This is a genomic window from Fontivita pretiosa, assembly GCF_050410795.1.
GTDB classification, from domain to species: Bacteria; Planctomycetota; Phycisphaerae; order Tepidisphaerales; family Tepidisphaeraceae; genus Fontivita; species Fontivita pretiosa.
On record NZ_CP191258.1, the window covers coordinates 3,622,890 to 3,635,818 of the forward strand.

Sequence of the window (12,929 nt, forward strand, 5' to 3'; positions counted from 1 at the left end):
CGCGGGACAATACGGATCGGACGATGTACAATCCGCCGCGCCAGGAACGGCACACGAACATGATTCCATTGAAGGATACGATCCACGCCCGAGAGTTTCCCTTCGTCAACACGCTGCTGATCGCGCTGAACGTCGTCGCGTTCCTGCTGGAGGTTCGGCTGGGGCCGGCGGAGGCGCAGAAGCTGGTGTTTCGCCTGGGCGTCGTGCCGATCGAGGTGATCCAGGTCGGCGGATACGACGAATACGTGACGCTGATCACGTCGATGTTCCTGCACGCCGGCTGGTTTCATCTGTTCAGCAACATGCTGGCGTTGTACATCTTCGGGGACAACGTGGAGGACCGGATGGGGCCGGTGCGGTACCTGCTGTTTTACCTGCTGTGTGGGATAGCGGCTGGGCTGACGCACATCTATTTCAACCCGATGTCGCAGATTCCCAGCGTCGGGGCCAGCGGGGCGATCGCGGGAGTGCTGGGGGCGTACCTGGTGCTGTATCCCGGCGCGCGGGTCATCACGCTGGTGCCGGTCTTCTTCATGCCATGGCTGATCGAGCTGCCGGCGGTGGTGTATCTGGGCATGTGGTTCCTTTCGCAACTGTTCAACGGCGTGGCGGAGGTGGTGTTGGCGACGTCGCAGTCGCAGGGAGGCGTGGCCTGGTGGGCACATGCCGGCGGATTTGTCGCCGGCGCGGTGCTGGTGCCGCTGTTCCTCAAGCCGGCGCCGCGGATTCGCCGGCGCCGTCCGGCGTTCGCCGACGAGTACTATCCATGGTAGACCGATCGCAGGGCATGGTCGCCGGTTTGCCGCAGGCAAACTCGAATTACGGCGCGGGGTAATCCATCATGGGAACTGAGATCTTCTGGTTGATCTTCTTCATCATCGGGTTCCTTCAGCCAATCATGCGGCAGAAGATGCTGGAGGCGGCGCGGCTGAAGATGCTGGAACGCATCGAGAAAAAACGCGGCACGCGCGTGATCTCCCTGATCCATCGTCAGGAAACCATGAGCCTGTTCGGTTTTCCGCTCATGCGCTACATCGACATCGAAGATGCCGAGGCGGTGCTGCGGGCCATCCAGATGACCGACGAGGATGTGCCGATCGACATCATTCTGCACACGCCCGGCGGGCTGGTCCTGGCCGCCGAGCAGATCGCCTGCGCCATCCGGCGTCACAAGGCCGACGTCACCGTCTTCGTGCCGCACTACGCGATGTCCGGCGGGACGCTGATCGCGCTGGCGGCGGACCGGATCGTCATGGACCCCAACGCCGTGCTGGGTCCGGTCGATCCGCAGCTCGGCAATCGCCCGGCCGCTTCCATCCTCAAGGTGCTCCAGCGGAAGCCCATCGCCGAGATCAATGATGAAACGATCATTCTCGCGGACATCGCGGAAAAGGCGCTGCGCCAGGTGCGAAGCGTGGTGGTGAATCTGGTCAGCGAGCGGCGAAGCCTGGAGGATGCCGAGCGGCTGGCCGAAGTGCTCTCCAGCGGCACCTGGACGCACGATTATCCGATCACCGTGGATCAGGCGCAGGAACTTGGCCTGCCGGTCTCCACCGACATGCCACCGGAAATCTACCAGCTCATGAACCTGTTCCCGCAGACGCGTCAGCGCCGGCCGTCGGTGGAATATATTCCCGTGCCCTACGGACCTAGAGAGCCGGATGTGCACCCCGCGCCGCCCGCCAGGCCAAGGTGATCGGATCGATCTGGCGGTCATTCATACCGGGTATCGGTGGCGGCGCCGGTGTGCAGGTCGAGCGTCTGGCTGCGCTGGTCGAAGTTGCTGGCGAGGTTGTGCAGGTGGACCCATTCGCCGGCGCGGATGTCACGGGAAGCGCGCCCGATCGCCACGCCGAACTTGACCACCGCCTGGCCACAGGGAATGTCGCGCAGCGCCACCTTGTGCCCGAGCTTGACCGGCTCGCGAAGCTCGATGCTGTGCTGGCTGGCATCGCCCAGCACGCTGACGGCGCCGCCTTCGGCGTCATCCAGCATGGTCGCGACGTTATCGGCTGAGTTGATCTTGAAGCACCTTGGACTGTTCATGTTGATGGGCCGGGCAAAGGGCGTATCGCCTGTGTTGTGTGTGGCTGTTCAAAGGATGCCATATTTCCGGAACGCTTCGGTGCTGCTCATGCCGGCCTCGATGGCTTTGCGGACGGTCTTCTCGCCGCGGGCCTTGGTCAGGGCGCGCTCGATGACTTGCTGTTCGACCTTTCGCGGCACGATCAGCACACCATCCAGGTCGGCGAAGACCAGATCTCCCGGTTCGATCCACACGCCGCCGACTTCGATCGGACAGCGATAGTCCACCACCTGTGTGCGGACGCTGGAGTCCTGCGCGAAGCGTCCGCGGCTGAAGACCGGCCAGCTCTGCTCGAGCACCTTCGGCGTGTCGCGGTGGTAGCCGTTGATGACGGCGCCGACCGCGCCGCGTTTCTTCGCCGTCGCCGTCAGGATCTCGCCCCAGTAGGCGCAGCGCATCTGGCCTCCGCTGGCCAGGTACACCTCGCCGGGCTGAAGCTGATCCAGCGCCTCGGTCAGTTTTCCGAAAGGCTGCTTCTGTTTGCCAAACACGTCGATCATGAGCACGGGCATGGCGCGCCCGACGAGCTTCATCTCCTCGCGCATCGGTTGAATCGCGGGGGGAAGAAACTGGTGCATGAACCCCAGATCGTCAAGGATGTCGCCAACCACCGGCGTGTAAAGCTCCCGGCGGACCAGATCGAAAAGCTGTGCGTCGTCGGACCATTCCAGTTTGGCCATGGCGGACATTGTGCGGATACGCGGCACATCCTTCAACGGCATCGGTTTTCAGACGGAGCGTAGACAAGGCTAATTGGGCTGTTGCTCTGCCGCTTGCAGTCTCGGCACCAGCAGGTGGATGATCAGCAGGGCCAGCAGGTAGGCTGCGGAGGCGATGCCGAAGAGGATCAGGTAGTTCCCGGTCCACTGGAGGATGTGCCCGACCAGCAGGGCGAAGAACATGCCCGCGACCGAGCCGGCCATGCCGCCGATGCCGACCACCGAGCTGACCGCATGGCGGGGCATGGTGTCGGAGACCAGGGTGTAGAGATTGGCCGACCAACCCTGATGGGCGGCGGCGGCAAGCGCGATCACCAGCGTGGCGGTCCAGAGGCTGGAGGTCCAGGCGGCGAGGAAGACCGGCACGACGCACAGGGCGCAGACCAGCATCGCCGTCTTGCGCGCCACGTTGACGCTGAACCCGCGCTTGATCAGGGTTGAGCTGAGCCATCCGCCAGCGATGCTGCCCGCGTCGGAGATGAGGTAGATCGCCACCAGGGGCGGGCCCATCGTCGTGAGGTTCAGCCCGTGCTGCTTGTAGAGAAATCCCGGGACCCAGTAGAGATAGAACCACCAGATCGGCCCGCTGAGGACGAAACCCACGATAAACGCCCAGGTGGGGCGATACGCCAGCAGCTTCAGCCAGGGGATCTTGACGACCGGATCGGGCGGGTCGCTGCGGATGTAGTCCAGTTCCGCGCGGGAGACCAGCCGGTGGCGGTCGGGATGCCGGTACAGCGGCAGCCACAGGATCAGCCAGAAGATTCCCAGCGAACCGGTGACGATGAATGCGGCCTGCCAGCCGTAGTGAAGCGTGATCCACGGCACAACCAGGGGGGTGATGATGGCGCCGATGTTGGTGCCGCTGTTGAACAGTCCGGTGGCGAAGGCGCGCTCCTTTTTGGGGAACCATTCGGAGACGGTCTTGACGGCGGCGGGGAAGTTGCCGCCCTCGGCAAGGCCCAGCGCGAACCGCGCCGCGCTGAAGCCGCCGACACTGCGGACGAACGCATGCGCGACGGCGGCGGCGCTCCAGAGCGTCACCGCCAGCGCGTACCCGAGCCGCACGCCCACAACGTCCATCAGTCGTCCCGCGAACAGGTAACCGGCCGCGTAGGCAACCTGGAACCAGAACACGATGTTGCCGTAGTCGATCTCGCTCCAGCCCAGCTCGTGCTGGAGCGTGGGCTTGAGCACGCCGATGACCTGGCGGTCGATGTAGTTGACGGTGGCGGCCAGGAAGAGCAGCCCGCAGATCCACCAGCGGAAGCCCCATCTGGATTTCAGCTCCGCGCCGTATTGCAGCGGGAGCGGTTGTGTCTGTGGTTGCGATGTTTGATCGTTCACGTGGTCGAATCTCCGGATAAGGCCCGCAAGCGTACACGTTCTGCCCGGATGAATCATCAGCACTGGATTGCATCGGGCGGTTGAGCGTGTCACAGGCGTCCCGCCCGTGTTTGGCGCGGCGAGGCCTGGGCAGAGTATGATGTCAGCGACTATGAATTCCAATCGTACCCGGCACGGCGCAGACGGCCGTGACACGAACTCAACCAACGTCCGCGAGGTTCTGCGACTCGATCATGGCTGGCGGTTTCACCTGGGAGACGTACTTTCGCCGTTGCCGAACACGCACATTGCGGCGTACATGAACAACAAGGCCGGCTGGGCGCGCGGGGCGGCGCGGGGGAGCTTCGACGATTCGGACTGGCGCGTGCTGGATCTGCCGCACGACTGGTCGGTCGAAGGAACCTTCAGCCCCGAAAACCATATCAATCAGGGTTTTCTGCCACGGGGGGTGGGATGGTACCGTCGGCACTTTCAACTTGAGGAATCCGACCGCGGCAAGTACATCGCCATCCGTTTCGACGGGGTGGCGACGCATTGCACGGTCTGGGTCAATGGCCATCTGCTGCACCGCAACTGGTGCGGATACACGCCATTCACCATCGACATCAGCGACGTGGCCCATTTCGGGCCGGATCAGCTCAACGCGATCGCCGTGCGCGTGGACGCAACCTACATGGAAGGCTGGTGGTACGAAGGGGCGGGCATCTACCGGCACGTGTGGCTGATCAAGACCTCGCCGGTGCACGTGGCGGAGTATGGCGTGTTCGTCTGCCCGGAAAAGCTGTCGAACGTGAAGTGGCGCACGCGGATCGAGACGACAGTCCAGAACCGATCCGACAGCGATGTGCCGATCGAGCTGTTCTCGCGATTGCTCGATCCGAAAGGCAGACAGGTTGGCGAGGCACAGAGCAACCTGATGGTGCTGGCCCGCGCGGAAGCGACCGTGCAGCAGGCGATCCCCATCACCCGGCCAGAGCTTTGGGACATCGATTCGCCCAGCCTGTATCAGGTTCGCACGGAGGTTCGCATCGGCGGGCGGGTTGTCGATGACTGCGTCACGACGTTCGGGTATCGCTCGATCCGCTTTGATCCGAAGCAGGGCTTTTTCCTGAACGACCGGCCGGTGAAGCTGATGGGCACGTGCAACCATCAGGATCATGCGGGCGTTGGAGTGGCGGTGCCGGATTCGATCAACGAGTTTCGCATCCGCCGGCTGCGCGAGATGGGCAGCAATGCCTATCGCTGCGCGCACAACCCGCCGACGCCGCAGCTTCTGGACGCCTGTGATCGGCTGGGGATGCTGGTGATGGACGAGAATCGCAACTTCGGCTCCTCGCCAGAGGTGCTTGAGCAGTTGCGCACGATGGTTCGGCGCGATCGCAACCACCCCAGCGTGATCCTCTGGTCGATCTGCAACGAGGAAGCGATACAGGGCACGGCGGTGGCGGCGCGGATCGCGGCGGCCATGCAGCACGAGGTCAAACGGCTGGACCCTTCGCGGCCGGTGACGGCGGCGGTGAGCGGCGGGCTTTTCAACGACGAGTGCATCGCCAGTGTCATCGAGCTGATAGGGATCAACTATCAGCTCGGGACATACGACAAGCTCCACGAGAAGTATCCGGACAAGCCGCTGGTCGCCTCCGAGACGCACAGTGCGTTGTCCACCCGCGGCACGTACCAGACCGACCCGACCCGATACGTGTTCAGCTCCTACGACGCCGAGAAGGCGCCGTGGGGCGCCACGGCGCGCGACACGTGGCGGGAGGTGTCGTCGCGGCGATTCATCGCGGGGCTTTTCGCCTGGACGGGATTTGATTACCGCGGCGAGCCGACGCCGCACGGCTGGCCTTGCGTCAGCACACATTGGGGAATCCTCGATACGTGTGGTTTTGAGAAGGACTCGTTCTGGCTGCATAAGGCGTGGTTCACGCGAGGGCAGTTGGCACAGAACAGGGGACAGAATCAGGACGCGGGCGGATCGGCGATCGGCCCTGACCGCGGTGTCGCGGCCTTCGTTCATCTCCTGCCGCACTGGAACTGGCCGGGGCACGAGGGCCAGGCGATTCGCGTGGCGGCGTATACGAATTGCGATTCGGTGGAGCTGTGGCTCAACGGGCGGTCGCTGGGACGCAAGCCGGTGGACCCGATCGACATGGTCCAGTGGCAGGTGCCCTACGAGCCGGGAACGCTGAAGGCCATCGCGTATCTTGGCGAGCAGCGCGCGGCGGAACAGACCATCGAGACGACCGGCCCTGCGGTGGCGCTGGGGCTGGAAGTCCATCCGTCGGCGGCGCGGGCGACGTTGCCCGCCGACGGGGAGCTGGCGCTGCCGATCACGGTCTTCGCCATCGACGCGCAGGGGCGGCGCGTGCCCACCGCCGAGGACCGCGTCGAGCTCAGTATCGAAGGTCCTGGGCGGATCATCGGCGTAGGCAATGGCGATCCCACCTGCCACCAGAGCGACAAGGGCCGCGAGCGAAATCTGTTCCGCGGGCTGGCGCAGGTGATCGTGCAGTTGGATGCGCGGCCGGGCAGGGTGAGATTGCACGCCACGTCCGCTGCGCTCAGGTCGGCGACGCTGGAACTGCCGACGGTTTCGGCTGAACTTGCCCCAGCGGTGCCCGTGGCAAAGCCGAGATACTTCGTGACCAACTGGCGGATGAGTCCGATCAGTGGCGATCGTCCTGACGTATCGATCGACGCAGCGGGGCAGGACATGAACACCTGGGAGCGGATCGACCCGGCGCAGGGGCCGCAGCAGGCATGGAAGACGGCGCGGGGCTATGCCGTCTACCGGGCGACGCTCACGCTGCCGAAGATCGTGCAATCGAGCGGCGGGCGGATTGTCTTTCGAGAGGTCATTGGCGCTGCCGAGGTCTGGCTGGATGGTGTGAAGGTGGCGAGCAAGCCCGCCGCCGAGCCGGCGCCGCTGGAGACAAAACTGCCGCCGACGCAAGCGCCGGCGGCAGCCGTCACCCTGTCCGTGTTAATAGGCCCCTGGCACGCGCCGGCCGCGGCAGGACTCAGCCGGGCCGTGGAGATCGTTCCCAACGACGAAGCGCCCACGACCGGCTGATCCGTTGAACTCGATTACCGCTGCACCGGCGTGCCGTCGTCGTTGAAATCTTCGTTGCCGGTGTACTTCCGCCGCAGGGCATCGGCCCGGCTCATGAACTCCGCGTGACCATCGCAGAAGGCCACGTTGCCAAAGCCGGCTTCAAATCCCGTCTTCTTCGAGACCTTCACCTGATGTCGCGACGCGACGGCATCGGGCATCTTCCCGCCGGCGACGATCTTGTTGACGAAGTTGTAATAGTTGGGGTTGAACAGCCCGTCGTTGATCGTGGCCTCGTCTTCGCAGACCAGCAGGATCCGCTCGGAGGTGTTCTTCGTCTTGCTGAGCTTGCGGGCGTTGCCGTTACCCTTGCTCATGGACCATCGGTTGGCGCTGTAGCTGTATCGGTAGGCGCCGCGCGACGGGTCCCAGCTTGGCCGTCGAAGCAGATCATCCGAGGGACAGCGGAAGATCGCCTCCAGCGCGTCCACATCCCGGCCCAGGTACCTGGCGATGGCCGAGTCGGTGATCTTCAGGTCCAGCGGATCGGGCATGGGCGCGCCGGTGACGGGGTCCTTGACGCGTCGCCAGGCGATCCAGTCCCAGGTTCCCGACGCGAGATTGCCGGGGATGTGCAGAACGGGATTGCCACCTGCCTGCGCGGGCATCACGCCCTTGTTGTCAATCGAGTACTGAACGATCGCGTTGGCGAGCTGCTTCATGTTGGACAGGCACTTGACCTGCCGGGCGCTTTCGCGTGCCTTGTTCAGGGCCGGCAGCAGGATGCCGATCAGCACGGCGATGATGCCGATGACGACCAGCAGCTCAACAAGTGTGAACCCGCGGGCGTGCCGGGGGATGAGCGGTCGATTCGGGTCGAGTCTGCGATACACGGTCGATTCCTCCTTCTGGCCCGCGCTGCGGCGGATCGTGGGTTGAGCCGTCGTTCGACGACAACTGAAGCGATACTACGGGGCGATTGCGTGAACGGGTCTTGTGATTTTGCGTAATAGTTTTACGAATCAGCGTCGTCGGAAGCGATAGGCACGACGCCGGGGCACGGGGATTGACGAGGGTCAAACCGCCCGGTTTTCTGAGGAAATCGCGGGGTTCTACCGGACAGCGGGCCAGCGTGCGTCGCATGGGCAGTGGCGTCGCGGCGTGCGGCTGCGCCGGGAGGGTTCGTAGCGTCGGCTATGATCGGTTTGTATAACACTTCCTGCGATTTTTGAAACGAGTGGCAGGGGGTGGGGCTGCCCATACCCAGCCAGCTCGTTGGTATTCTTTAACAGGATGAACGGGAATGAACCGCTCAGCAACCGCCGCCAGTGCAGCGACATCTGCCACCGCGACCAGCGCCGTGATGGGATCTGGAGCAACCGCCGCCGCCGGCGCCTCGGGCGTCGCGGGCTCGGCGGGCACGGCCAATGCTGTGGAGCAGTGGGACATCTTCGAGATCGAGTTGCATGGTCCCAGCGAAGGCAATCCGTTTGTGGACGTGGAGTTGACAGCGCGGTTCACGCACGAGCCCAGCGGTCGCAGTATCCGCGTCCACGGCTTCTACGACGGTGGGGGAATCTACCGTGTGCGCTTCATGCCCACCGAGCAGGGACACTGGAGCTACCTGACACGCTCCAACCGCAGGGCGCTGGACGGTCGCAGCGGGGGCCTGCTGTGCACCAGGCCCTCGGCCAACAATCACGGGCCGGTGCAGGTGCACGAAACGTTTCACTTCCGCTACGCCGACGGCACGGCCTACAAACAGGTGGGCACGACCTGCTACGCCTGGGTTCATCAGGGCGAGAAGCTGGAAACCCAGACGCTGGCGACGCTGAAGTCCGGGCCGTTCAACAAGATCCGGATGTGCATTTTCCCCAAGCGCTACGCCTTCAACCAGAACGAGCCGGAGCTTTACCCCTTCGAGGGCACCCCGCCGAACCAGTGGGACTTCACCCGCTTCAATCCGGCGTTCTGGCAGCACCTGGAGCTGCGGGTGCGACAGTTGCGCGACATGAACATCGAGGCGGACCTGATCCTGTTTCACCCCTACGACGGTGGGCATTGGGGCTTCGACCGGATGGATCCGGCCAGCGACGACCGCTATCTCAAGTACGTGGTGGCGCGTCTGGCGGCGTTCCGCAATGTCTGGTGGTCGATGGCCAACGAGTTCGACTTCATGAAGACCAAGACGGACGCGGACTGGGACCGCTTTTTCCGGATCGTGCAGGAGAACGATCCGTACGGGCATCTGCGCTCGATCCACAACGGCAAGCGGATCTACGACCACAACAAGCCCTGGGTCACGCACGCGAGCATTCAGAACGGATCGGCGGTGGACGACTTCGGCCGCGCGGTGCTGTACCGCGACGTGTACTACAAGCCGATCGTGTTCGACGAAGTGGAGTACGAAGGGAACATTCCGCAGCGCTGGGGCGATCTGAGCCCCGAACAGATGGTGCATGCGTTCTGGCAGGGGACGATCGGCGGGACGTACGTCGGGCACGGGGAGACCTACCTCAACGACGAGGAGGTGCTGTGGTGGTCCAAGGGCGGGACGCTTCGCGGCCAAAGCCCCCCGCGGCTGGCCTTTTTGCGAAGAATCCTGGAGGAATCCCCCTCCAGCGGCATCGATCCGATCGACAAGTGGTACGACGTGCGCACCGCCGGCAAGGCCGGGGAGTATTACCTGATTTACTTCGGTCGCGAGCAGCCCGGCGAATGGCTGTTCGAGCTTCCCAAGGCGGGGCTGGTGGAGGGCATGCGATTCCGGGTGGAGATCATCGATACCTGGGAGATGACGATCACGCCGGTGCCTGGCGAGTTCAGGATCGTCGCCGATGGGCGCTATCGCTACCACGCCGCGGGCAGGCCGACGGTGAAGCTGCCGGGAAAACCGTACATCGCGCTGCGGATCATCCGTGTCGGCCAGTCGCCGGATTCACGCTCGCCGGAAAAGATCTCGGAGCTGGCCGAGGAAATGAACGCCTGAGTCTTGTTCAACAGGAGCCTTGCGCATGGCAACGCTGGTGAGGTTGGTGTTACTCGTCGTCGGGGCCATGACGCTGAGTGCGATCGCGGCGTCTGTGGCGTTGGCCGGGCCGGTGTCGGTGATGATCAACCCGGACGCGGCGCCTCGCGTGGTCTTCGGCGCCGAACGGCTGGTCCGCACGCTGGAGCAGGCCGGGATCGAGTCGCGCCTGGTCCGTGCCAACGAAGCCGTCGGCGTGGATCGACGCATCGAAGTGCACGTCGCACGTGATCCGCAGCAGAATCCCGAAGGCTTCAGCATCAGCTCGACGGACAAAGATGTGATCGTCATCACCGGCGGCGGGGATTCGGGCGCGCTCTACGGCTGCCTGGAGCTGGCTGATCGCGTTCGAAAGCAAGGCAGGCTTCCCGAGCAGATTGACTTCACCGACGCCCCGGCGTTCAAGCTGCGCGGGCCATGCATCGGGATGCAGAAGACCTTCATCCTGCCCGGGCGAAAGGTTTACGAGTATCCGTACACCCCCGAGTTATTCCCGTTCTTCTACGACAAGGCATACTGGACCGAATACCTGGATTTCCTTGTCGGCAACCGGATGAACTCGCTGTATCTGTGGAACGGTCAGCCGTTCGCGTCGCTGGTGAAGGTGCCGGGATATGAGTATGCCCAGGAAGTGGACGATGCGACCTTCGCGCAGAACCAGCAGATGATGCGCTGGCTGGCCCAGGAGTGCGATCGGCGTGGAATCTGGCTGGTGCAGATGTTCTACAGCATCATCCTGCCCAAGCCGCTGGCGGAGAAGCATGGGCTGGATACGCAGCTCAAGGCCCCGCACCCCGTCGCCACCGACTACATGCGCAAGGCCGTCGCAGAGTTCGTCAAGACCTATCCAAACGTGAGCCTGATGCCGTGCCTGGGCGAGGCGCTTCAGGGAATCGAGAACCAGAAGAGCTGGCTGATCGATGTGGTGCTGGCGGGGATTCAGGATGGAATGAAAGCATCGGGGATTACGCAGGAGCCTCCGGTGCTGGTCCGCACGCACGCGACGGACCTGAGGCAAATCATGCCCGACGCGCTGAAGGTCTACAGGAACCTGTACACGGAGGCGAAGTTCAACGGCGAGTCGCTGACGACCTGGGAGCCGCGCGGCCGGCGGCAGCAGGTCCACCTGGCGATGAGCCGGCTCGGCTCGACGCACCTGATCAACGTGCACATCCTGGCCAACCTTGAACCGTTCCGTTACGGAGCGCAGCGGTTCATCCAGAAATGCGTGCAGGCCGGACGCGACCGCCTGGGCGCCAAGGGCGTGCACCTGTACCCGCTGTCGTACTGGAACTGGCCGGACTCACCCGACAAGGTCGATCCGCCACTGAAGCAGATTGAGCGCGACTGGATCTGGTTCGAGGCGTGGGCGCGCTATGCGTGGAACCCGGACATCGATCAGAGCGTGGATCGCGCCTACTGGATCGATCGCCTGGCCGGGATGTACGGCACGAAAGAGGCCGGCGAAAAGATCCTGGATGCCTACAACGATTCGGGTGAGTGCGCGCCGCGGATTCTGCGTCGATTCGGGATCACCGAAGGCAACCGCCAGACCATGTCGCTGGGGATGAAGCTGGATCAGCTCGTCAACCCGCAGAAGTACAACCAGTTTGAGGAGCTGTGGGAGTCGCAATCTCCGCCGGGCGAGCGGCTGGGCGAGTACGTCGAGCGCGAATGGAAGCAGCTTCCGCACGAGGGCGAAACGCCGGTCTCGATCATCGCCGAAGTGCTTGATTACTCGAAGCGCGCGGTGGAGGCGATCGAGGCGGCGGCGCCGTACGTCACGAAGAACCAGCAGGAGTTTGAGCGGCTGCGAAACGACATCCACTGCATCCGCGCCATGTCGCAGAACTACGCCGCCAAGGCCAATGCCGCCATTCACGTGCTGCGATACAACTACAGCCACGATATCGCGGACATGGAAAAGGCGGCGACGTACCTGGCCGAAAGCCTGGACCACTTCCGCCAGCTCACCAGGCTCACCGAAAACTCCTATCGCTTCGCCAACTCGATGCAGACCAGCCAGCGGCGGATCCCGGTCCCCGGCGGCGCAGACGGCAAGCCCGCCAACTACCACTGGACCCAGCTTCTTCCGATCTACGAGGCCGAACTTGCCGAATTCCAGCAACAGGTCCAGAACCTGCGCAAGGGAACCAGCGGCTCGGCGGAGGAAGCGAACATCAAGCCGCTGCCCGCGGCCAGGGTGAAGGTGCTCAGTCCCAACGCCGAGGCGTACGAGGTAAAGGTCGGCGCCACGCCCTTCACCGATCGCCGCTACAGGATCGAATCGATCGCGCCGGAGCTGGTCGGGCTCAGCGGCATTCGCTTCTCGCACGAGGAGGCGAAAAATGGTCGCTACACGCCGGTGGAATTCGAGGTCGATGAGCCGGTGCAGGTGCTGATCGGCTACTTCAACGACACGCGTCCGATCTGGCTTCAGGTGCCCAACCTCGAGACCGACGCGCTGGCGGCGGAGCGGGGCGGGGTCGAGCCGCTGATCCTCAACGCCGCCAGCATCGAGGAGTGTCCGTCGTTGAACGTTCACGCCCTGAAGTTCGACCGCGGGCGGCAGAAGCTGGAGGTTCGCGGCAGCGGCAGCTTCGTGGTCCTGGGCGTCGTGCCGCAATCGGTGCAGATCCCCCGCCGCGACGCCAAACGCCCCGGCGGAAGATGAATGAACGCCCAGACGCGCAG

General features: G+C 64.0%; 9 protein-coding genes. 5 read left to right on the forward strand and 4 right to left on the reverse strand.

Annotated features, from left to right (window positions below; all coding sequences use genetic code 11):
* The first annotated feature begins 59 nt into the window (after positions 1-59).
* A complete protein-coding gene (locus tag ACQS5P_RS14665; RefSeq protein WP_428937365.1) occupies positions 60-773 on the forward strand; it encodes a rhomboid family intramembrane serine protease in 714 nt (237 codons plus the stop codon).
* A gap of 68 nt (positions 774-841) precedes the next feature.
* Entirely contained in the window at positions 842-1,696 is an 855-nt protein-coding gene (locus tag ACQS5P_RS14670) for an SDH family Clp fold serine proteinase (RefSeq protein WP_428937366.1), read from the forward strand.
* A 17-nt stretch (positions 1,697-1,713) separates the two neighbouring features.
* Here ACQS5P_RS14670 and ACQS5P_RS14675 read toward each other — a convergent pair whose 3' ends face one another.
* From ACQS5P_RS14675 to ACQS5P_RS14685, 3 genes are all read right to left on the reverse strand, one after another.
* Entirely contained in the window at positions 1,714-2,046 is a 333-nt protein-coding gene (locus ACQS5P_RS14675) for a UxaA family hydrolase (protein WP_428937367.1), read from the reverse strand.
* Between the two features lie 48 nt (positions 2,047-2,094).
* The gene (locus tag ACQS5P_RS14680; protein WP_428937368.1) at positions 2,095-2,766 is read right to left on the reverse strand and encodes an RraA family protein; all 672 of its coding nucleotides are present in this window, start codon (positions 2,764-2,766) and stop codon (positions 2,095-2,097) included.
* A 69-nt stretch (positions 2,767-2,835) separates the two neighbouring features.
* Positions 2,836-4,110 (reverse strand): MFS transporter, encoded by a 1,275-nt coding sequence (locus ACQS5P_RS14685; protein ID WP_428941029.1) that lies wholly within the window; start codon positions 4,108-4,110, stop codon positions 2,836-2,838.
* A gap of 193 nt (positions 4,111-4,303) precedes the next feature.
* On the opposite strand from ACQS5P_RS14685, the gene ACQS5P_RS14690 reads away from it, so the two are divergent.
* Positions 4,304-7,228 (forward strand): glycoside hydrolase family 2 TIM barrel-domain containing protein, encoded by a 2,925-nt coding sequence (locus tag ACQS5P_RS14690; RefSeq protein ID WP_428937369.1) that lies wholly within the window; start codon positions 4,304-4,306, stop codon positions 7,226-7,228.
* A gap of 14 nt (positions 7,229-7,242) precedes the next feature.
* Here the strand turns inward: ACQS5P_RS14690 and ACQS5P_RS14695 are convergent, their stop codons facing one another.
* A complete protein-coding gene (locus ACQS5P_RS14695; RefSeq protein WP_428937370.1) occupies positions 7,243-8,100 on the reverse strand; it encodes a DUF1559 domain-containing protein in 858 nt (285 codons plus the stop codon).
* Positions 8,101-8,510: 410 nt separating this feature from the next.
* On the opposite strand from ACQS5P_RS14695, the gene ACQS5P_RS14700 reads away from it, so the two are divergent.
* Both ACQS5P_RS14700 and ACQS5P_RS14705 read left to right on the forward strand, forming a co-directional pair.
* Positions 8,511-10,196, forward strand: coding sequence for a DUF5060 domain-containing protein (locus ACQS5P_RS14700; RefSeq protein WP_428937371.1), 1,686 nt, complete (start codon positions 8,511-8,513; stop codon positions 10,194-10,196).
* Positions 10,197-10,221: 25 nt separating this feature from the next.
* Positions 10,222-12,909, forward strand: a complete 2,688-nt coding sequence (locus ACQS5P_RS14705) for a hypothetical protein (protein WP_428937372.1) — start codon at positions 10,222-10,224, stop codon at positions 12,907-12,909.
* The last annotated feature ends 20 nt before the right edge of the window (positions 12,910-12,929 follow it).